This window comes from Halarcobacter anaerophilus, from assembly GCF_006459125.1.
In the GTDB taxonomy this organism is placed as follows: domain Bacteria; phylum Campylobacterota; class Campylobacteria; order Campylobacterales; family Arcobacteraceae; genus Halarcobacter; species Halarcobacter anaerophilus.
In genome coordinates this window covers 394820-417456 of sequence record NZ_CP041070.1, presented here as the reverse complement: position 1 = coordinate 417456, position 22637 = coordinate 394820, and the positions used below count along the sequence as shown (strand labels likewise).

Here is a 22637-nt window from a genome sequence, read left to right as displayed (position 1 = left end):
CAAATTGTAAATTAATCAAACTTCATTGAAAAATCCAACCATGTAGCCTGATGGATAATACTTCCGCTGCTAATAGCATCTACACCTGTAAGAGCATAATCTCTTACTGTATCCAAAGTAATATTTCCCGAAGCTTCCAAAAGAATATAAGGATAGACTTTGTTTCTATACTCAACAACCTCTTTTATCTGTTCAAAACTCATATTATCGCACATTATAATATCGGCACCTGCTTTCATTGCCTCTTTTACCTGATTAAAAGTCTCACACTCAATCTCAATTTTCGTAACCCAAGAAATTCTTTTTCTTGCATTTTTTATAAAAGCTTTTAAATCTTTTATTGTTCTTAAATGAGTATCTTTTAACATTAAACAATCATCAAGCCCAAGTCTATGATTAATTGCTCCGCCTACTCTACTTGCATATTTTTCAAAATCTCTTAATTGAGGTCTTGTTTTTCTAGTATCAAGCAAAGCTACATCTAAATCTTCTATTTTAGAAGCGAATTTATTTGCCATAGTTGCTATACCGCTTGCATGTTGAAGCATATTTAAAAAAGTTCTTTCACTTGAAAGTAAAATTGAAGCTTTGCCTTCAAGAACTGCTATTACATCACCTTTTTTTACTTTTTCCCCGTCATGCTTTAAAAACTTACAATCAAATTTTTCGGTTTTTGCCAAAGCTTTCGCATAGGTTTCACCGGCTAAAACTCCGTCATCTTTAGATATAACTTTTGCTTTGAATTTTCCTTTTGGAGCTACATCGTAAAAAAGATCTCCTCTACCGTTATCCTCAATAATAGCATTTTTTACAAATTTTTTAGTATTTATCATATCTCTAACATCCTTTTAAGGGCAACTTTTGCCCATTTGATAACATTATCATCAACTTTAATCAAGGTCTCTTCATTTATATTATTATCTTCAATTGATTTTAATGTTTTATATACGTCTTCCAATGTTGTTTCATTCATAGTAGGACACTCAGGTTTTGTAGAACTTAAGATATATGTATTTTTATCTCTTAATCTGTTTACCATATTAAACTCTGTTCCAACTACAACTTTTTGCTCTATCGGTAACTCTTTTATATAGTTTATTAATTGAGAAGTCGAACCTACAAAATCAGCAGCATCACAAACACTCGGGTCACACTCCGGATGAACCGCAACTAAAATATCCGGATATTTTTCTCTGTAAAATTCTACATCATCTGGCGTAAAAAGCTGATGAACCGAACAAAAACCGTTATAACAGATAATATCTGCTTCTTTTAAATTTGTTCCATCACCTACAACCGAAGATTTAAGGTTCATCTGTTTTGCAAAATTTTGCCCTAAACATCTATCCGGAACAAAAAATATTTTCTTGCCTGATTCCAAACCTTTTTCAATAATTTTATAAGCATTTGAAGAAGTACAAACCATACCGCCCATTTCACCTACTTTTGCTTTTACTGCCGCACTCGAATTTATATAAGTTATGGGTAAAATATTTTCGTTTGGAATTCCTGCTTCGTTGATTATTTTAAGATTTTGTTCATAATATCCCTCATCAATCATTCTAGCCATTGCACAACAGGCTATTTTCGGCATTAGAACAGTCTTTTCGGGACTTAAAACTTTTACGCTCTCGCCCATAAATCCGACACCGCAAAAAACTATATATTTTGAGTTTGTCTCTTTTGCTTTTTTGGCTAATTCTAAAGAGTCTCCCGTAATATCGGCTAATTCAAAAACTTCATCTCTTTGATAAAAGTGTGCTACAAGTGTAACATCTAACTCTTTTTTTAATCTATTTATCTCTTCTTTAAAGTTCAATTTTGTACCTTAAGTTAAAAATTCATTAAGTCATCATATTTTAATTAAATGTGAATATAACAAATTTTTAGTTATAATCCACTTTACTAAATTTAAATATAAAAATTTTAAGGGTTTATATGGATTTTCTTTTTAACTTTAACATTTTATTCTATCTTCTTGCCTATTTAGCAGGTTCAATCCCTTTTGGACTCCTTTTAGCAAAGATTTTTGCCAAAGTTAATATAAAAGAGCAAGGAAGCGGTTCAATAGGAGCAACCAATGTTTTAAGAGTAGTAAAACAGACTAACCCCTCTTTAGCAAAAAAACTTAGCATTGCAACTGTTATTTTAGATGCTTTAAAAGGAACAATAGTTTTATTAATAGCAATGGCAGCAGGTGCCGGTGATGCAACTCTTTGGGGAATTGCAGTATTAGCCGTTTTGGGTCACTGTTATTCTGTTTTTCTTAGTTTAGAAGGTGGTAAAGGTGTTGCTACGGGACTTGGAGTATTTTTAGTATTAATTCCTATTCCTACTTTAATAGGTGCTCTCGTCTGGTTTGTTTTCGGAAAAGTTTTAAAAATCTCTTCTTTATCTTCACTTTTAGGACTTACGGCTGTTATAATTGCCGCACTTATACTAAATAACGGATTAAATGTAGGAAGCAATGCTCCTATGTATATAATAGCTTTTATCGTATATTATAAACATTTACCTAATATTATAAGACTAATAAAAGGAGAAGAGAAAAGAGTTATTTAAAAACTTTTTTCTTAAACAGTTTTATAAATGAAAATTTCAATAAATAATCTTACTTTTTATTGTATAATAGGAATCTTGGATTTTGAAAGGAATAAAGAACAAAAAGTTCTAATTAATGTCTCTTTTAAATATAAATACGAAGATTTTTCATCTTTTATAGACTACTCAAAAATTGCCTTGGATATTGAGAATATAATGAAAGAGCAGAAGTTTCAACTTATAGAAGAGGCAATACTTTTTATAAAAAACTTTTTAAAGAAAAGTTACCCTATAAAAAAGCTGAAAATTAAGATCACAAAACCGAATATTTTAAACAACTGCATAGTCTCAATAAAAAAATAATCAACTCATATATTTTAAATTTTTCTTTAAAAAGTTTACAACTTGGTTACATTTAATATCTATTTAAGAATACTTTAAAATTTACTTATGTAAAATTATGCAGCGGTCATCCGGAAAAATATCTAGAAAGCCTAGATTATTCGCGCGTCCGGTTAACTGACTTACAAATTTGTAAAATTTAGGAGAACAAATGAAAAAATTCGCAAAAATGAGTTTAGTAGCTGCTCTTGCAGTAGCTGGTACTACTGCTTCTGCTCAACCATTAACTGAAGCTATCAAAAACGTTGACGTATCCGGTTCTGTTGTTTATAGATACGATGATTATTCATCTGATAAAAACTATAAAGACGGAGTAGATGAGAAAGATAACAATAAATATAAAATCGGTTTAACAGCGAAAGCAAAAGTAAATGATGATGTTACTGCTATTACTAGATTTATAATAGGTAGCGACACAAGCTCAGGTGATTTTGCTTCATTAAACCATTCAAGTGGAGGAGATGGAGATCATAGTGATGAGAATGTTGATGTAAAACTATCTCAAGTTTATTTCTCATATACAGGGATTAAAAATACTACAGTTAATGTCGGTAAACAAGGTTTAACTACTCCTTGGACTGTTGCAATCGATATAGATGGTCAAGAACAAACCGGTACAGGTATTTTAGCACTTTCGAATCTTGGACCTGTGACTGTTGCAGCTGCATATTTTAACCAAACAAATTTAGATCTAAATGATGCAAAAATAAATGGTAATGGTTATGAAGATGTAGATGTAAAAGATGTAATTGACGGTGCTGAAGATATTGTTACAATCGGTCTTTTAGGTAGTATCGGACCTGTAGCTTTAGATGCTTGGTATTTAGATATGGATGAGGTATTTGATACATATACGGTTGGAGCAGATGCCAAATTCAATATTGATGCAGTTAAATTAAATCTTGGGGCAAGATATACTTACTTAGATTTAGATGATGAAATTACAGATGCACTAACAGCTCTTGATAATGACAACTCTTTAGCAAAAGTTTATGCAGGAATCAATATTGGTATCTTTGGAGCAAAAGTTGCTTATGCTTGGACTGATGAAGACGGTGGACTTGTTGCTTTAGATAATGACTCTTCTAAAACAAATCTACATGGATGGAATTTAACAGCAAACGGTTATGCTGATGCAACATTCTTAAAAAGTTCTGTAGATGCACAAGTTCTAGATTCATTAAATATCTCATTAAACTATAACCAATTAGAGGTAGATGATAAGGATATTAGAGACGGCGGTGATTTTACTGATACAGAGTATTATTTACAAGCAACATATAAAATGTCTAAAAATTTCGGTGGATATATTAGATTCGGTGAAATGGAAAAAGAAAATATTGATGACGGTAAAGATAGAGATACTACTATCGGAAGACTTCAAATCCAATATACTTTCTAATCTAAAAGTTTAAACTACTAAACTAAATTCAAAGCCGGGAGTTTTACTTCCGGCTTTTTTTTTACTCAAATTTTATTTAACTAATTTATGATAGAATATCCTTAATTTTTTTAAAGGATAAGAATGAGACTACTTACAACTGTGACTTTATCATCAATTGCTACTTTATCTATAGCTTTTGCCCAAACTACAATGTGTTTTAAAGAAAATCATAAATCAATGGCTACAATAGAGACTACGCCTTTAGACGGTGGAGCATGTGGTTCTACTAAGAGTGTTCAAGATATGAAAAAAGAGGGGTGGAGTATAGATGATATTAATATTCAAAAAACTAACTCAGGTACAAACTATATCTATATTTTCAAAAAAGATATGCACCAACAAGCTTCTTCTATAAGTGAAGAAAAACTAGAACAAAGAATTTTACAAAGACTTGAAGAGAGAAAAAAAGTTGAAATAGAGGTAAAAAAAGAACAAGCTAGACAAAGAATGTCAAGAAGCGGTAAAAAACTCTATATTGATAAATGTCAAAGTTGCCATGGAGAAAAAGCAGATGAAGAATACGGTACATCAAGAGCTTTAATAGCTTTGGACTTGGAAGAGTTTCAAACTACGCTTAGAGATTATATGTTAGGTGAATATGACAGAGGTCAAGCCTTTAGAATGATTCCTTATGCAAATATTATGGATAGCGGTGATATAAAAAATGTATATTCATATATTCAAGCTTTAAAAGATGAAAAAAAAGAGAAACAAGAAAAAACAGAGGAATCTAAATAACAAATGGATGCCTATGAATATTCAGAACTTTTAAAACTTTTAAATAAAAAACTTGAAAATATAAAAAATATATTAAAACCTGAACGACTTAACTCAAGATTAAAAGAGATAGAAAAACAAGAAGCCGATCCCGATTTTTGGAATGATATAAAAAATGCTACAAAAATCGGAATTGAAAAAAACAGAATTTTATCTAAACTCTCAAAATATGATAAAGCCAATGATGCTCTAAACGGTACAAATGAACTTTATGAAATGGCTTTGGAAGACAATGACGAGGAAACTATAGAAATGCTTTATGATGAAGCAGCAGATCTTGAAGCACTTATAAGAGGTACCGAGATTTCCGTAATGCTTAGCAATCCCGATGATTCTTCAAATGCAATAGTCTCTATACATCCCGGAGCAGGAGGAACGGAATCTCAAGACTGGGCTTCAATTCTTTATAGAATGTATTTAAGATGGGCAGAGAGATCAAATTTTAAAGTTGAAGTATTAGACTATCAAGATGGAGAAGAAGCTGGTCTAAAAGATGTCTCTTTTATAATAAAAGGTGAAAATGCTTATGGATATTTAAAAGCTGAAAACGGTATTCACAGACTTGTTAGAATCTCACCTTTTGATTCAAATGCAAAAAGACATACCTCTTTTGCTTCGGTTATGGTAAGTCCTGAGGTTGATGATAATATAGATATAGAAATTGAAGATAAAGATATAAGAATAGATACTTATAGATCAAGCGGTGCAGGCGGACAACATGTAAATAAAACAGAATCAGCTATTAGAATCACTCATATTCCGACAGGTATAGTCGTACAGTGCCAAAACGACAGATCTCAACATAAAAATAAAGCCAGTGCTATGAAAATGCTTAAATCGAGACTTTATGAATTTGAACTTGATAAACAAAAAGCCAAAGCAGACGGCGTGGAAAAAAGTGAAATAGGTTGGGGACACCAAATTAGATCATATGTATTGCAACCTTATCAACAAGTAAAAGATACAAGAAGTAATATAGGATATTCAAACGTTGAGGCTATTTTAGACGGTGATATTACAAAAATTATAGAAGATGTACTAATTTCCCAATCAAAATAAACAAAAATGTATATTTTTTTTACAATTATGTTAATAATCATTTAAAATTATTTATGTATAATTATTTCTACTTTAACACAAAAGGAACAAAATGACTAAATTTACAAAAATGAGCTTAATTGCTGCTCTGGCACTTGCCGGAACAACTGCATCTGCTCAACCGTTGGCAGAAGCTATTAAAAATGTTGATGTATCCGGTACGGTAGCATACAGATATAATGATTATGAAGATCAGGCAAAGGGTAAAAAATCTGACGAAAGAAGTGATAGTGCAACAAATAACTATAAAATTGCCGTAAACCTTAAATCAAAAGTTAACGATGATATAACTGCAAATATGAGATTTATCATTGGTGCAGATGACGATAGTAACGGAGAGGCAATTTTAGGAACTTCAAATGATAGTGATGATAACCTAAATGCAAATTTATCAGAAGTTAACTTTACATATACAGGTGTAAAAAATTTATCGTTAACTGTCGGTAAACAAGCTGTTGATACTCCATGGACTGTAGCTAGAGATTCTATGGGTGATGAACAAACCGGTACCGGTGCCGTTGCAGCTTATACTGCCGGACCTGTAACTTTAGTTGGTGCATATTTTAACCAAACTAACTTTAACTCTGCAGAAACAGGTAATAAATATACATATGATGAAGATAGAAAGTTAGATACCGGTATAGACGGTTCAGAAGATATTTATGTACTTGGTTTAATGGCTTCATTTATGGGAATCAATTTAGATGCTTTTTATTCTGATTTAGATGACAAATTTGATTCATATACAGTTGGTTTAAACGGTTCTTGGGATCTTGGTGCTGTAACATTAGCTCCATTTGCAAGATATACTTCTTTATCTCCGGATGGAACTGTTGAAAAATACCTTGGAACAGATGATGACCAAGAGTTATGGCAACTTGGATTAAGTGCAAATATGGGTATCTTCTCTGCGTTTGCAGCTTACGGTGAAGCCGGTTCAGACGGTGGTTTAGTATATATTGATTCAGGTTCTGCTACAAATATGGACTACCACTGGAGAGTAACTGCCGACGGTACTCCTGATACGGAATACATATATGCACATGTTGCTGCTGATGTAACTGATAAAATCAACGTTGGTTTATACTATTCAGAAGCTGATTATGATAGCAGTGACGACGGTGATGATGTAAGCGAAGTTTATGCAAAAGTTTCTTATGCAATGAGTAAAAACTTTACTACATATGTACAATTTGGTGATTTAGATGTTGATGACTCTGACGAAGATGGGACTATGGGAAGAGTTCACGTACAATACTCTTTCTAATTTAAGTCTTAAAACTTAAATTTAAAAGGTTAGAGAATCTTCTCTAACCTTTTTTTATGCACAAATTTTTAACTTTTTTAATTTTATTTAAAATTTATTAACATTATTACTTTTATTTTGGATTATAATTTAGCAGCTTATAAATTTAAGAATAAACTTGAAAAAAGTCTATTCATTAAATTTATAAAATTTAGTAGAACAAAGAAATTATATCAGAAATAGAAAATTTTCTTTATAGTTAGTTGTTTACAAAATAACCATTTTTTTCTTACAATATTGTGAAATTATCTATTGCAAATGGTTGAATAAACGCAATATTGGCAGGTTTGCAGGCTTTCACATTTGTCGAAATTTACTTTTTGAGTTTTAAAGGTGCTAAAAATATCTTTTAAAACTTCTAACTTCTCTTCTAAAGCAATCTCTTCTTTTAGTTTCATCTCATATAAGTCATAATATAAAGTATTAATAGCTTTTGCTTCATATAATTTTTTTATAGCAAGATAATAAAACTCCAGTTGAAAATCTTTTGATTTATCATAATTCTTTTTTGAATCAACTTTTAAATTACTGCTTGTTTTATAATCAATTACATAAAACTGATCCTCTTTTTTATCAATTCTATCAATCGTTCCTCTTAACTTTATTCCATCAAAATCAAATAAAAAAGCTTTTTCCTGTTCTATATTTATAAAGCCTTCTTTTACTCTTTTATCTTCTTCTTCAATAAACTCTTTCAGCCTTTTTTTCCAGATTTCCAATTCAAGATTTAAAAAACTGTTTTCGGTTCGGTTTTTATTAAAAATATCTAAAAGAGTTTTATAGTCTCTGTTTTTTTCTTTGTAAAACTCTTCTAATGTTTTATGAATAATATTACCAAGTTCATACCCTTTTGGTTTTAAAGAGATGTCATGCTCTTTAATTTTTAAAATATGATTTAAATAAAACTTTCTTTTACACTCCAAAAACTCTTTTAAACTACTTGCACTCCATGTTAGTTTAGATAAATCTATATCTAAGATAACTTCGTTTGAAAAATGCTTTAAATTACTGCTTTTATATAAAATATGTTTATAACTATTGTCATATAAATTTTCATCGATATCTTCTTTAAAAAGTAGATTTGCAAATCTTGAAATCTGCTCATTTTCATTTTTTACATATGAAATATATACATTTTTTGAATTGTTAATTAATCTTTCATAATAGTATTTTTGTAGATTTTCCCTATCAACAGATGTTGGAAGATTTGCACTTTGTTTTAATTTTGTAGATAAAAACTTATCTTTTAAACTTCTTTTAGGAATAAAACTTTCGTTAAAATCACAAATAATAACAGCATCAAACTCTAGTCTTCTACTCTCTAAAAGTCCCATTACAGTAACTTTTCCCGAATTTATATCATCTAAAGTAAGCTTCACAACTCTTTGATAAAAGATTTTGTAAACATCTTTTAATCTTATTTTATCTTCATATGAAAAAACGATTTTATAAAGCTTGTAAATTAGTTCGTTAAACTTTTCAAGAAGCTCTTTATTTGTCTCTTTTGAAATAAAAAATTTTATAATCTCTTCAAATATTTCAATTGTGATAATTTTATTCCAATTAGCTTTAAAAAGTTTATCGACAAGCTCTTTATTGCAATCTATAAACTCAAGATTTTTAATATTTTTTATTTCACTCTCATTCATATAAGCATATATAGCGTCTATAGTTTTAAATAGATTCGTACTGTAAATATTTAAGCCCATAGCGTAGTTAAAATAGCCTTCATTGTCAAAAAGTGAGATTGTAGTAGTAAAAGATTCATCCGGAAGAATAAGAGCTATTTTTGAAGGGTTTATTCCTTTGTTTACCAAATCAACAATTGCTTTTTTAATAAAAGCAATTTGATTAACTCTAGAACTGAAACCTTTTATCTCTATATTTTCACATTTCTTAACTAATTTTTTCTCTTCAAGAATCATTTTATTTGAAAAATCTATAGTGTAACTATTTTCCAAGGTTAAATCAAACCCATACTCTATAAACTTTTCAATAGATTTTTCATTAAACTGATTATATACAAAAGATATCATAAGCTTGGAATATTTTGTTATTGATTTTATAATTTCAAATTCAAACTTGGTAAAATAACCTTCAAAATATAACTCAATTTCATTATATCTTTTGATAAAGTCGCTGTTTATACTAAAGTATTTTGAGAAATTTATTCTGTCGACAAAATTTTCTCTATCTAATATCTCTAAAAAGTTTTTTCTTATCTTCTTTAATATCTCTAAATGCTCACTGTAAAACCCATAAGTGTCAATACTGCTTATAGATTCTATATCAACATTTTCACTTGCTAATTCCAAGAAAAATCTATATATATAATCACTTTGTTTAATAAAATATGAAAAACTTGAAGAGATTCCAAGAGAATCCAAATCTACGTTTTTTACCGCTTCTTTTAAATACAAAAATCTTTCATCTTCATCAAGATACTTTTTGTTTTCAAAAACAAGTGATTTTTTAAAAAGTTCGTCTATTGTTATTATTGCAGGAAGAAGAGTATTAAACTCTTTTTGGGAGTTTACATACTCTCTTATTGATCTAGAGGTAGGGAAAACTAGAAGTTTTGTTCTAGATTGCATTTGATTTTATATAAAAATATCCTATATCACTGCCAAGAGCAATTTTACCAGTAATATTCCAGTTTCCTTTAAAAGGAAGTACAATACTTACGTCATATCCATTTTCGTTTTTAGAAAAATCTTTATTTAATAAATCAACTGTATGTTCATGACTTGTTGGTCTTGAAACTCTGATTTTAATATCAAAATCTTTTATAAAAGTATCAGTTTTTTTATCTAAGACTGCAACTTTAATAATATTTTGTCCATTATTAAAAATATCTTTGTGTTTTGATTTTTCTTCAATTGCTCTTTGAGCCAAAAACATATCTTTGTATTCCAAATCAAATGTTTTTTTGTTTATTGTTAGTTCAAGCTTATATTTTTTTTCAAATGCTTTATTTGAATTTACAATTTTATTATAATCCCTGTCTACATCATGATAAGAACTTAAAAAAGTTTCATCTTGGTTAACAGGCACTTTTATTGCCGAATGAATAGTCCAAACAATCATTCCGAAAGCAAAGGAAAATATAGCAATAAAAAACAAAGGCCAATAATTTCTTTTCATAATTTAAACGTCCTATTTTCTTCTTCTTAAAACTGCAAAAGTATAAAGTAAAAGACCAACTACAATTAAAGTATACATAAATACTTTCCAAATAGTTCCGGCAACTTTACCTGAACTTCCTATACTGCTTTTTAATTCTATATTTCTAGAATCTGCAATTATATCTGCTATTGCCGCATAACCGTTTAATATAGCTGCACTAGCTTTTGCAAACAGCGAGTTCTTATCTTTTGAAGCAAGTAATGGTACTACATAGTCGTTTAAAATATCATTTTTATCAACAACATCTTTTAATTCGTTAGATACAATTAAATTTACATGAGTATCTTCTAAAGAGATTGTAAGAAGTACATAAGGTTTTGCCAGAGTTTTAACAATTTTAGATTCATACTCTTTTATATACTTAATTTTATCTTTTGTTGATATATCTTCATCTAAGTTCAAAGATTTTTGTGCATAAACATAAATATTTACGCCAAGTCTGTTTTTAGCTTCAGAACCTATTTGTTCAATTTTTTCAATTGCTCTATGATCAATTATACCGCCGTCATTTAAAATAAATTTGCTTGCATATAAATTTGTAGATAAAAAAAGTAGCAGTGAAATCACTGCTACTTTAAAGTAATTAAAGCTTTTCATTAACCGACAAACACTCTTGTAGAGTCAAAAAAAGCTAAATATACAGATGCAACTGCAACTGCTCCCATTAAAAGCCAAATTAGTTTATACATGAAGTTCTCCTTATTTGCCGCTTAGCTCATATTGTTTATGATTATCATGACTTATAGCTTTTAAACCATTCAAATCTTGGTTAATTTTATAATAATTTTGAGCTTCTCTTTGTTGTACCATTACAGCATTAAAACCTAGAACAAATAAAATTGTTAGAAGTAAAACAACTGCAATTAACATACCACTAATACCGTGCATTAAAGAGAAAAGACCTCTTTCATTGTCATTCATTTGTGTATTTCCAGCCATTTTACTCTCCTATACTTCTAATGTAAGCAGCTAATGCTTTTTCTTGTGTTGGATTTAATCTATCGTTAAAGCTAGGCATAGAACCTATATGACCTTTTTTACCGTTAGTTAATACAGCAAGTACTAAAGCATCATCATAATTTCTGATATTAGGACCAACAAAAGCCATACCTTTTCCATCTGCTCCGTGACATCCTGCACATACTGCGAAAGCAGCAGGTTGTTCACCTTTAAATCCACCCGCAACATATGTAGAAACCGCATCAATATCAGCTTGTTCCGTAAGCATCATTGGAGGCATACCTGCAGGGAAAGCAGTTACTAAATTGTTTGAACCGTTTTTAATAACATACTCAACACTCTCTTTAGAGATTCTGTGAGTTAAGTTTTGTGCTTTTCCGTTGATACCTTCTGCATCAACACCGTGACAAGGTGCACATTGTACCAAAAATACTGATTGTCCCATAGAAACTAAAGTATCTTCAGAAGGGTTTTCCCATTTTGAAGCAAATTTTGCATTATAATCATTTACTTCTTCATTCCATTGTCCAATTTGAGAAAATCCATTTGTTGGATAACCGATAGTCCAGTACCATAATAACCAAACCATTGTTCCGATAAATGCCAATGCCCATCCAGTAGGAATCGGGTTTCTATATTCACCGATACCGTCCCATTTTTCTTCAGCTAACTCACCGCTAGCCGTATCATTTTTAATTTGATTTACATATTTAAGCGCTACAAACACAGTAATAGTGATAATTGCAATTGCACCTAAAAATGTTAAACTATTTACATAGTCATCACTGTTAAAAGCGTCACCTGCTACATAGTAAGTTCCTGCTATTAAAGCGATGATAAGAATAATTCCACCTATTACCATAGATTTCATATCATTTCTCCTTCTCTTTATTCTCTTTTTCTTCTTTTCTATTTTCGAGAGGATCATTTGAAGCATCATCATCATGAACTAAGTTTGAATATTTTTCAAAATCTCTTTCACCCTTCTTGTCTCTTTTATAAATAGAGTAAGCATAAGAGTAAAATATGACAAAAACAATAAAAATTAAAAAAAACTTAGCATATCCATGAAATGTAAGTAAAGCTTCTTGATCCATTTTAACCTCTTATTTTAAAGAATTCAAATATGCAATTAATGCAACTATTTCAGGAACTTGACCGTTAGCAACGGCATCTTTTACAGCTTGGTGTTTCATATCTGCAGCAATCGCTTTTGCTTCTTCTTTAGCTTTTGCAATAGCTGTATCATAATCACCTAAAGCTACATCAACTTTTCCATCACCGTCAATATCAACGTCATATGGTGTATTAAATACTGTTTTAACTGTATAAGCTTCAGCATATGCAGTATCCAAATCTACCAAATTTGTAAACATATGAGGGTATGCCGGCATAATTGAACCTGGAACTACTGATGCAGGTTCCATCATATGGTTTTCATGCCAATCTGTAGTTCTGTAGTTACCGACTCTTTTTAAATCCGGACCTGTTCTTTTTGATCCCCATAAAAATGGTCTATCATAAGCATACTCACCAGATAAAGAGTACATACCATATCTATCTGTTTCAGATTTAAATGGTCTAATTAATTGTGAGTGACAAGCATTACAAGAGTCTTTGATATAGATTTGTCTACCAGCTAACTCCAATAATGTGTATGGTTTTGTACCAACTGTAGGTCTTGATTGTTTAGCAAAATCAGGGATTATTTCAACAATACCTGCAAATGCAACGAAAATAAATACTAGTACCGCAAAGAAAAACGGTCTTTGTTCAAACCAATGAAACATTTTAACCTCCTTCTTTCTACGCTGCTACTGGCGAAGCATTTACTGGTTCTTTATCAAGTACTCTACCTGCTGTTGCAGTTTTGTACATGTTATATGCAAATAAAAAGAATCCAATTAGGTATAATAACCCACCAACAGCTCTAATTGTGTAATATGGATGTAATACTGTTACAGTATCAATAAAAGAGTAAACCAATGAACCATATTCGTCATAAGCTCTCCACATCATACCTTGAGTAATACCTGCAATCCACATTGATGTAAAGTATAATACGATACCGGTTGTTTGTAACCAGAATTGAGTATCAAGTAATGATTTAGAATAAATTTCTCTTCCGTAAATTCTTGGTGCCATATGGAATAGTGCAGACATAATCATAAATGCAACCCATCCTAATACACCGTCATGTACGTGACCTGGAATCCAATCTGTAAAGTGTGCAATTGCATTAACAGATTTAATTGATTGAATAGGTCCTTCTATTGTAGATAACATATAGAAAGTTGAAGCTAATACCATAAATTTAATTAACGTATTAGTTTGTAATTGTTGCCATTCACCTTTCATTGTTAAAAGCATATTAATAGCTGATCCCCATGATGGTAAAATAAGAACAATAGACATAACAGAACCCATAGTTTGCATCCAGTCAGGAACAGTAGAGTAAACTAAGTGGTGTCCTCCAGCCCAAAGATAAACAAACATCAATCCCCAGAATGCCAAGATAGATAATTTATAAGAGTAAACATTTTGTCCAGACTCTTTTGGTAAAAAATAATAAATCATAGCAATAATAGGTGTTGTAAATACGAATGCAACAGCATTGTGTCCATACCACCATTGAACTAAGGCATCATTTGTACCTGAATACATAGATACTGAGTGAATCCATGAACCATATCCTGATACTAGTGCAGTCGGAACTTCCAAGTTATTAAATAAGTATAACATTGCAATTGCAATAAAACATGCAATATAATACCAAAGAGAAATATATAGAGTTCTTTCTCTTCTAATTCCTATAAGTCCAAAAATTGAAATACCCCAAAGTACCCAAAAAACAACTACAAGTAAATCTATAGGCCACTCTAACTCAGCATACTCTTTTGAAGTTGTAACACCAGCAAATAGTGTAACTACCGCTAAAAGAATAGTAATAAAGTAAACATAAAAATGAAGTTTACCGATTGCCAATAAAAATGGTGACTCTTTAAGAGATACTTTTAAAACTCTTTGCCCAACATAATACCATGTAGCAAAGATACCGCTAAGAGTAAAACCAAAAGCAACACCATTTGTGTGGATAGGTCTTAATCTACTGAATGTACCATACTCCCCTGCTAAATTACTTAACTCAGGAAATGCTAATTGAAACGCTAGAACTACACCTAACGTTAAACCAATGATACCAAACAGAATAGTTGCAAAAGTAAATAACTTCGCAACCGAGTAATCATACTCAATTCGTGCGCCGTTTTGCATCAATCTCCTCCTACTAATTTTTTTACAAGTCACTTTTCTGTCACTTATTCAGCTAATAATAGCTAACACAAACTTAAATTTAACAAAAAATTAACACTTTTTTTAATCAATCTAATAAATATTTTTTTTTAAGGTAATCTTAATTATCTGAAATTTTTAAGAGCTTGTTGAGCTTCTCTCTTCATTGTTTTTTGTTTTAAATCTTCTCTTTTATCATGAAGTTTTTTACCTCTGGCAGTTGCTATTTGCATTTTTATTATATTTTTTGAATTAAAATACAATTTAAGAGGAACCAATGTTATTCCGTCTTTTGTAACTTTTGAGTAAAGTTTTTCTATCTCTTTTCTATGAAGCAAAAGTTTTCTTGCTCTTTTTTCATCAGGTCGGTAGGTACTGTGAGTCGTACTTAAATGTGTAATATGCATATTTAAAACAAAAACTTCATTTTTTATAATTCTAATATGTGAATCTTTTAAATTCACTCTTCCTTGCCTTGCAGCTTTTACTTCACTTCCTTCTAAAACTACTCCTACTTCAAGAGTATCTAATATCTCATAATCATGGAAAGCTTTTCTGTTTTTAAATACTAAATTTTTTTTTACTTCTTTTTTACTCATATTTTACCTTAAAAAAAGAACTCCCGCTGCCGCTGAAGAAATAGTTGTTTTTATTAAAATCATTTAATTTCACATATAAATCCGCCGCAGGTTCAAAAAGATCGTTGGCTTCAAAGATATTATACATCTTCATAATCTGCTTAGATTTTAAATTTAGCAGCTTTTCTTTTTCATCTTTTTTAATTTCTTTATAAAATTTATCTCTAAATCTTGTAAAAATCTCTGCCGTGTTACATTTGATATTAGGAGTTATAATATCAAAATCTAAAATCTCTTCTTCAAACTTTTCTACGATTTCACCGATTCCCGTTACATTTGCACTGTTATATTCATATATAAAAAAAGGAACGTCTGCTCCTATTTGAACACCTATTTGTGCTAATTCATCTTTAGAAAGTTCTAAATTACAAGCTTCATTTACCATAAGCATAAAAGTTGCGGCGTTTGAACTTCCTCCGCCAAGACCTGCGAACTCAGGAATCTTTTTATTTACTATTACACAATTTTTTTTAAAATATTCTTCAATTTTAGGAAAATTCTCTTTTAATTTTTCATATGCTTTATATATTGTATTTTTTTTGGTTTCACATCCAAAATTTCCCACTAATGAAAAAGTTTCGAACACTCCTTCTTCAAAAGTAATTAAATCATATAAAGAGGGTACTTTTACAAATCTAGAGACGATTTCGTGATAATTTCCTCTTTTTCCTGAAATTTTCAAAAAAATATTGACTTTTGCATAAGATCTTCTAATCAATTTAAATTTACCTTATTTAACATATATTTTACTTCATCTTTATCAATTCGGATTATACTGAAAAAATCATCAAACCTGATTATATACTCTCCCTCTTCTTGTATCTTTAAAAATTTTTTTTGAATTTTTTTACCGTTTTCAAAATAACTTTTATCACCTAAATAGATATTCTCTTTTAGATCCAAATACTCTAAAGGATTCAAATCTTTTTCATTTTCAAATTTAAACTTACCCTCATTTAATCTATTTAAAAAACTTAAAGTACCTACTCTTTCTAATTTTCTAAGTAAAATTTGTGCCAGACTTCTTATATATGAGCCTTCACTAACTGTTGCTTCAAAAGTTATAAAAGGGTGTCTGTATGAAATAAACTTTGTATCAAAAATTTCCATTTTTGATTTTTTCATTTCAACTTCTTCACCGTTTCTAGCCATTGCATAAGCTCTTTTCCCGTTGATTTTTTTTGCCGAAAATTTTGGAGGATAATATTCGTGTATTCCAATTAAATTTTTTATCTCTTTTTTTAAAAGCTCTTCGTTTATCTTCTCTTCATTGTTTATTGAATCAATATTCTCTATATCCAAAGACTTAGATACTGTTCCCAACCAAATTACCGCTTTATAAGTTTTTGGTGTTTTTTTTAGATAATTAAAAAGTTTTGAGTATTGACCGAAAGCTACAATTAAACATCCACAGGCAAAAGGATCTAAAGTTCCGCTAAAACCTGCTTTTTTATTTCTGTATTTTCTTTTTATTTCATTTAAATACGAGTTTGAACTTCTATTTATGGGTTTATTTACAACAATTAATTTATTTAACTGCTTATTATCATAAAGTCTTTTTTGCATATGATTAGATTTTTTCAACAAAAGATGAAAGGATATCTCTTCTAGTTCCGCCAAAATTAATTGTTAGTTTATAATCTTTTCCAGCTTTTGATGCTTTTTGAACTCTTCCCATTCCAAAAATTTTATGTTGTACCAAATCTCCTTTTTTATAAGAAGATTGTTTTTCAATAGTCAAACTGCCTTTAATAAGTCCCGATTCACTTAAGAATCTGCTTTTTAGCAAGGTTGCTCTTTTACCTTTATAAAATCTTGAGTGAACAAAAGATAGAGTTAATCTGTCCATTGCTCTCGTAATTGCGACATATCCTAATCTTCTCTCTTCTTCAATATTGCTTCCTTCCCCGATAATGGGAAAAAATCCCTCTTCAAGCCCTATTATAAAGATATGTTTATACTCTAAACCTTTTGAAGAGTGAATACTCATCATTGAAACAGCTTGATCGTTTAATTCACCCTGTTCGGATTCTAAAGCAATCTCATTTAAAAAATCTTCCAAATTAAGATGAGGATTTTGTATAAAGAAATCTCTGATATATCCGTAAAACTCATCGATATTTGCTTGTCTGTCAAAACCGTCTGGAACGGAATCAAAAGAGGCTCTATAATCAAAAGTATCTTCAAAAAGATCCAAAAATCTCATTTTTGATTCTTCTAAAGTATCTCTTAAGTCCATTATTGAAGCAATAAAAACTTTAAGTGTTCTTGAGTTTTTCTTACCTACTATTGCAGTAAGTTCTTCAGGTGAACTCTCTTCAATAATTGAGAAAATAGGTTTTTTTAACTCAATAGACTTTGCATCAAGTTTTTCTATAGTGGTTTTTCCGATTCCTCTTTTTGGTTTATTTACTACTCTTTTAAAAGAGAAATTATCGGTTGAATTAGTTAATATTCTAAAATATGCGATTAAATCTTTAATCTCCGCTCTTTCGTAGAACTTCATACCGCCTATTAGTTTATAGTTGATTCCTGCTTTGTTAAAGCCCTCTTCTAAAGATCTTGAAAGGGCATTAACTCTAAAAAGTATTGCTATATCTTTTGCAGATTCACCTTCTATTATAAGTTTTTTTATATCGTCTATAATTTTTCTTGTCTCTTCAGTTTCATCTTGAGACTCATAAACTTTTACGCTGTCGCCTTTTTGTCTAGTTCCTATAAGTTTTTTACCTAAACGGTCTCTGTTATGTTCTATTAGTTGATTAGCATGCTCTAAGATTGTATCTGTAGATCTATAATTCTCTTCTAGTTTTATAACTTTCGTATCTTTAAAGTTATCTGCAAAATTCAAAATATTTTTTATGGTTGCTCCACGCCAGCCGTAAATTGATTGGTCGTCATCTCCTACTACACATAAATTTTCATGAGTAAAACATAATTTTCTTAGAAGTTTGTATTGCAGTTCATTCGTATCTTGGTACTCATCAACCATCACATATTGATATTTTTCACTTATTTGCTTGGCTAATTGCTCATTCTTCTCCAAAATTAAATAAGGAAGAAGAAGTAAATCATCAAAATCTACCAAATTGTTTTTTAATAAGTATGCCTCATATTTTTCATATATATCCGCTATTTGTTGATAAAGTTTTAATTGTGCTGCTGCTTTTGCTTCACTTGGGGTTAAAAGAGTATTTTTATATTTTGAGATTTCCGATACCAATAAAGAGGTTGTAATCTCTTTGTCAATAGATTTTAAAATTCTTTTTTTATCATCATTATCAATTATTATAAAAGAGTTTTTTCTACCTAATTCCGTCATATAAAATTTTAAAAAAAGCAGACCGAATTTATGGAAAGTACATAACAAAGGAGGAGTATTTATCATATTAGGATCAATCATTGAAAAAGCTCTTTCTCTCATTTCCGTGGCAGCTTTGTTCGTAAAAGTAAGAGTCAAAATAGAGCTAGGATCGATTCCTATGGAGATTAAATAAGCGAGTCTTGTTGTAATAGTTTTTGTTTTCCCTGAACCTGCACCTGCTAAAATCAACAGCGCACCGTCTATATGTTGTGCCGCAATTTGTTGTGATTTATTTAGTGAATTTAAAAAATTTTCCGACATTTTCTCTCCATTTAATATAAATTATATCATAATTTCTATAAATTAACTCTTCTTTAATATTTTTGTTTATAAACAAATGTTATTATTATCATTACAAATTATAAAAGGTAACCAAGTATGTTAACAGATTTTGCAAAATTAGAGACTTTTTTAACAGTAGTAAGAGAGAAATCTTTTTCTAAAGCATCTGCAAAATTAGGCATATCACAACCGGCAGTAACTCAACAAATGAAATTTATTGAAGACTACTTAGATGTGCAGGTTGTAGATAGAAAGAAAAACGGTATTAGACTTACAAAAGAGGGTCAAATGCTATATTCTATTGCACAAAAAATTGAAAGATGCGTAAACAATGCAGAGAAAGAGTTACTTAAAATAATGAACAAAGATGTTACTTTTGTATTTGGAGCTTCATTTATAATCGGAAATTATATTTTGCCTAGATTTTTAAATAATCTAAAAGAGAATATCAACAATGATGTATCAATAAATGTTTCAGTTTCTCATAAAGCTATTGAAGATTTATTAGATAAAAAAATTGATATGGCATTGGTTGAAAACTATATCCCTGACGAGAATATAATATATAGAGAATGGATGGATGATGAAATCGTAATATTCTCAAATCAAGAGCTGCCTGCTAAAGCTAAAGCCGATGATTTATTATCTTATAAATGGGTATGTAGAAATCCGGATTCTCATACAAGACTTATTTTTAAAGAGTCTTTAGACAGAGCAAATTATCCCGATTGTGACACTTTTGATGTTACAAGTGAAGTTACAAGTGCAACAACTATTGTTCAAACAGTTTTACACTCTGACAAAAACGAAAGACCGACAGTTTCAATCGTATCAAGAAATGCTATTGAATCACTTCTTAAAGCCGGTGCTTTATATGAATCAAGAATCGGTAATCATAAGATGTCGAGAAAACTTTATATTGCTTACAGAAAAGATAGAAAACATGACGCATTTATTGAAAATGTCGTAGACTATCTGTTAAAAGTAAAATAATACTAAGAGAAGACTCTTAGTATTTTAATCCCTCTTTTAATAAGGCTTTTCTTATTTTTTTTATTTGATTATGTTTATTTTTACACCAAAGAGGTGCTAGAAGAGAGCTGTCTTCTATTCCTGCCGTTACTCTTTGAACAGAGATTCCCTCAGGTAGATTTTTAATTGATTTTACAACCGTATCCACATATAAATCTTCTGTTATTGGAGTAAATTGACCTCTTTTATACTCTTTTGTAAGAAGTGTATTTTTAACTACATACAAAGGATGAAACTTTATTGAATCAACTTTTAACTCAACTGTCTGTTTAAAAGTGTTTAGCATCATTTCCTGAGTTTCATCGGGAAGTCCGTAGATTAAATGTCCGCAAACATTCAAACCTCTTTGTTTTGTTTTTGTAATCCACTTTTTAATATTTGAAGAGTCATCTCCTCTGTTTATTCTTTCTAAAGTATTATCGTAAAAAGATTGTATTCCATACTCAACCCAAATCTCCTTATCTTTTGACAACTCTTCTAAAAAGTCTAATATCTCATCTGTCATACAATCAGTTCTTGTACCGATTGATAAACCGATTACATTATCAAAACTAAGAGCTTTTGTATACAGAGCTTTTAAAGTTTCAAGAGGAGCATAAGTATTTGTAAAAGATTGGAAATAGACTATGAATTTTTTTGCACCGAATTTATTTTCCAATCTTTGTTTTGTTGCATTAAACTGCATCTCTAACTGCATAAGCTGTTTATCTAAAAAAGGATTTTTATCGACTCTGGGATTTAATTTGAAGCTTGGTTTTCTCTCTTGTAAATTTGGAGAAAAGGAATCGTTTTCGCAAAAACTGCATCCACCTTTGGCAACAGTACCGTCAATATTAGGACAAGTAAATCCTGAAATTGAAATAGGTGTTTTATAAACTTTTTGTTTAAACTTTTTTTTAAAGTACCTACCTATGGTAAGTACTTCTTTTGTTTTCTGATTTTTTATAGAAATATTGTTATTTTGTAACGAAATAGTCACCGTCAAAACTTTCTAATGCGTAATGTCTGTCGTTTCCTATAGAATCTACTAAGTCTTGAATAGATAGATATTCCAAACTATCTGCTTCAATATATTCACAGATTTCATCTTTTGTCATTCTATGGGAGATAAGTTCATCTTGATTTGGAGTATCGATTCCGTAAAAATTAGGGAATTTTATTTCAGGACTTGCAACTCTGAAATGTACCTCTTTGGCTCCTGCTTCTTTTAACATTCTAACTATTCTTTTTGAAGTAGTTCCTCTTACAACAGAATCATCGATTACAAGCAGAGATTTACCCTCAATTAATGATCTCATGGGAGATAGTTTCATCTTGACTTTCATATTTCTCATCTCTTGAGTAGGTTCAATAAAAGTTCTTCCCACATAATGATTTCTGATAATTCCGTATTTAAAAGGTACTCCGCTTTCTTGCGAATATCCAAGTGCTGCAGGAACTCCCGAATCTGGAACAGGTATAACCATATCGGCTTTTATATGGCTGTTTTTATCATTTCTTGCAAGAGTTTTCCCCATATTTTCTCTTGTCATATAAACATTTTTACCGTCAATTACAGAATCAGGTCTTGCAAAATATACATATTCAAAAGCGCAAGGTCTAAACTCAGGTTCAAAAAGTTGAATAGATTCAGGTTCATCGCTTTTTTTAGAGAAAATCAACATCTCTCCCGGTCTTATATCTCTTATAAATTCAGCATCAACTAATTCAAAAGCGCAAGTTTCACTTGAAACTATATAACCCCCTGATTTTAATCTTCCTAAAGACAGAGGTCTGATTCCGTATCTATCTCTTATTACAAACTGTTTATTTCTTGATTGAATAATAAAACAATATGCTCCGATAGTTTTTTGTAGAGCTTCTACTATTCTATCTCTTAATCTATCTTTCGAATTTTTAGCGATTAAATGAATAAGATTTTCCGTATCCATACCTGTTTGAAAAATTGCACCATTGTCTATAAGCTCTTTTCTAACTTCTTCTTTATTAATTAAATTTCCGTTATGAACTATAGATATTTCACCCAGCTTATATTTTGCAAATACAGGCTGTGCATCCAAAATAGAATCGCTTCCTGCAGTAGAGTATCTATTATGCCCTATTGCCATATCCCCTTTTAAATATTCTAAAGCTTTGTTATTAAAAACTTCAGAAACCAAACCTCTATCTTTTTTTGTATAAATTTTACCTTCACAAGAAGATGAAATTCCTGTTGCTTCTTGTCCTCTGTGCTGCATAGAAAAAAGAGCCAAAGAGGCTAATCTCGCAGCATTCTCATTACCGTAAATTCCAACTATTGCACACATGTTAAACCTC

General features: G+C 30.2%; 23 protein-coding genes. 7 read left to right on the top strand and 16 right to left on the bottom strand.

Going from position 1 to position 22637, the window contains the following annotated elements:
- Positions 1-11 precede the first annotated feature (11 nt).
- Together nadC and nadA are read right to left on the bottom strand one after the other, a co-directional pair.
- A complete protein-coding gene (gene nadC / locus AANAER_RS02100) occupies positions 12-833 on the bottom strand; it encodes a carboxylating nicotinate-nucleotide diphosphorylase (protein ID WP_129082714.1) in 822 nt (273 codons plus the stop codon).
- The gene (nadA, locus tag AANAER_RS02095; RefSeq protein WP_129082713.1) at positions 830-1819 is read right to left on the bottom strand and encodes a quinolinate synthase NadA; all 990 of its coding nucleotides are present in this window, start codon (positions 1817-1819) and stop codon (positions 830-832) included. Before nadA ends, nadC begins: the two co-directional genes overlap by 4 nt.
- Positions 1820-1938: 119 nt before the next feature.
- On the opposite strand from nadA, the gene plsY reads away from it, so the two are divergent.
- The 6 genes from plsY (at position 1939) to AANAER_RS02065 (ending at position 7529) form a co-directional block, all read left to right on the top strand.
- Positions 1939-2562, top strand: a complete 624-nt coding sequence (gene plsY, locus AANAER_RS02090) for a glycerol-3-phosphate 1-O-acyltransferase PlsY (protein ID WP_129082712.1) — start codon at positions 1939-1941, stop codon at positions 2560-2562.
- 27 nt (positions 2563-2589) lie between these two features.
- Positions 2590-2904 (top strand): dihydroneopterin aldolase, encoded by a 315-nt coding sequence (locus tag AANAER_RS02085; RefSeq protein WP_129082711.1) that lies wholly within the window; start codon positions 2590-2592, stop codon positions 2902-2904.
- Between the two features lie 190 nt (positions 2905-3094).
- Entirely contained in the window at positions 3095-4345 is a 1251-nt protein-coding gene (locus AANAER_RS02080; protein WP_129082710.1) for a major outer membrane protein, read from the top strand.
- A 123-nt stretch (positions 4346-4468) separates the two neighbouring features.
- Entirely contained in the window at positions 4469-5125 is a 657-nt protein-coding gene (locus AANAER_RS02075; RefSeq protein WP_129082709.1) for a c-type cytochrome, read from the top strand.
- Between the two features lie 3 nt (positions 5126-5128).
- Entirely contained in the window at positions 5129-6223 is a 1095-nt protein-coding gene (gene prfB / locus AANAER_RS02070; RefSeq protein WP_129082708.1) for a peptide chain release factor 2, read from the top strand.
- 91 nt (positions 6224-6314) lie between these two features.
- Entirely contained in the window at positions 6315-7529 is a 1215-nt protein-coding gene (locus tag AANAER_RS02065) for a porin (RefSeq protein ID WP_129082707.1), read from the top strand.
- A 284-nt stretch (positions 7530-7813) separates the two neighbouring features.
- On the opposite strand, the gene AANAER_RS02060 is transcribed toward AANAER_RS02065, so the two are convergent.
- From AANAER_RS02060 to AANAER_RS02005, 12 genes are all read right to left on the bottom strand, one after another.
- On the bottom strand, positions 7814-10162 hold the full coding sequence (locus tag AANAER_RS02060) for a PD-(D/E)XK nuclease family protein (RefSeq protein WP_129082706.1): 2349 nt from the start codon (positions 10160-10162) through the stop codon (positions 7814-7816).
- Positions 10152-10712, bottom strand: coding sequence for a hypothetical protein (locus AANAER_RS02055; protein ID WP_129082705.1), 561 nt, complete (start codon positions 10710-10712; stop codon positions 10152-10154). The genes AANAER_RS02060 and AANAER_RS02055 overlap by 11 nt, the downstream gene beginning before the upstream one ends.
- 12 nt (positions 10713-10724) lie before the next feature.
- The gene (locus tag AANAER_RS02050) at positions 10725-11351 is read right to left on the bottom strand and encodes a hypothetical protein (RefSeq protein WP_129082704.1); all 627 of its coding nucleotides are present in this window, start codon (positions 11349-11351) and stop codon (positions 10725-10727) included.
- 102 nt (positions 11352-11453) lie between these two features.
- Positions 11454-11693 (bottom strand): DUF4006 family protein, encoded by a 240-nt coding sequence (locus tag AANAER_RS02045; protein ID WP_044416419.1) that lies wholly within the window; start codon positions 11691-11693, stop codon positions 11454-11456.
- Position 11694: 1 nt separating this feature from the next.
- Complete coding sequence (locus AANAER_RS02040) at positions 11695-12585, bottom strand: c-type cytochrome (RefSeq protein ID WP_044416420.1); 891 nt, start codon at positions 12583-12585, stop codon at positions 11695-11697.
- Between the two features lies 1 nt (position 12586).
- A complete protein-coding gene (locus AANAER_RS02035; protein ID WP_129082703.1) occupies positions 12587-12811 on the bottom strand; it encodes a CcoQ/FixQ family Cbb3-type cytochrome c oxidase assembly chaperone in 225 nt (74 codons plus the stop codon).
- A gap of 9 nt (positions 12812-12820) precedes the next feature.
- Entirely contained in the window at positions 12821-13504 is a 684-nt protein-coding gene (gene ccoO, locus AANAER_RS02030) for a cytochrome-c oxidase, cbb3-type subunit II (RefSeq protein ID WP_044416423.1), read from the bottom strand.
- Positions 13505-13520: 16 nt separating this feature from the next.
- On the bottom strand, positions 13521-14987 hold the full coding sequence (ccoN, locus tag AANAER_RS02025; protein ID WP_129082702.1) for a cytochrome-c oxidase, cbb3-type subunit I: 1467 nt from the start codon (positions 14985-14987) through the stop codon (positions 13521-13523).
- A gap of 143 nt (positions 14988-15130) precedes the next feature.
- The gene (smpB, locus tag AANAER_RS02020; protein WP_129082701.1) at positions 15131-15604 is read right to left on the bottom strand and encodes an SsrA-binding protein SmpB; all 474 of its coding nucleotides are present in this window, start codon (positions 15602-15604) and stop codon (positions 15131-15133) included.
- Positions 15597-16361: a 4-(cytidine 5'-diphospho)-2-C-methyl-D-erythritol kinase gene (locus AANAER_RS02015; RefSeq protein WP_129082700.1), complete on the bottom strand. Its 765-nt coding sequence runs from the start codon at positions 16359-16361 to the stop codon at positions 15597-15599. The genes smpB and AANAER_RS02015 overlap by 8 nt, the downstream gene beginning before the upstream one ends.
- Complete coding sequence (truB, locus tag AANAER_RS02010; protein WP_129082699.1) at positions 16358-17209, bottom strand: tRNA pseudouridine(55) synthase TruB; 852 nt, start codon at positions 17207-17209, stop codon at positions 16358-16360. The genes AANAER_RS02015 and truB overlap by 4 nt, the downstream gene beginning before the upstream one ends.
- A 4-nt stretch (positions 17210-17213) precedes the next feature.
- Positions 17214-19268, bottom strand: coding sequence for an ATP-dependent helicase (locus AANAER_RS02005; protein WP_129082698.1), 2055 nt, complete (start codon positions 19266-19268; stop codon positions 17214-17216).
- A 117-nt stretch (positions 19269-19385) separates the two neighbouring features.
- Here AANAER_RS02005 and AANAER_RS02000 point away from each other — a divergent pair, with 117 nt between their 5' ends.
- Entirely contained in the window at positions 19386-20282 is an 897-nt protein-coding gene (locus AANAER_RS02000) for a LysR family transcriptional regulator (RefSeq protein WP_129082697.1), read from the top strand.
- Positions 20283-20298: 16 nt separating this feature from the next.
- On the opposite strand, the gene AANAER_RS01995 is transcribed toward AANAER_RS02000, so the two are convergent.
- On the bottom strand, positions 20299-21300 hold the full coding sequence (locus AANAER_RS01995) for a TIGR01212 family radical SAM protein (RefSeq protein WP_228711175.1): 1002 nt from the start codon (positions 21298-21300) through the stop codon (positions 20299-20301).
- On the bottom strand, positions 21278-22627 hold the full coding sequence (gene purF / locus AANAER_RS01990; protein ID WP_129082696.1) for an amidophosphoribosyltransferase: 1350 nt from the start codon (positions 22625-22627) through the stop codon (positions 21278-21280). Before purF ends, AANAER_RS01995 begins: the two co-directional genes overlap by 23 nt.
- Positions 22628-22637 lie beyond the last annotated feature (10 nt).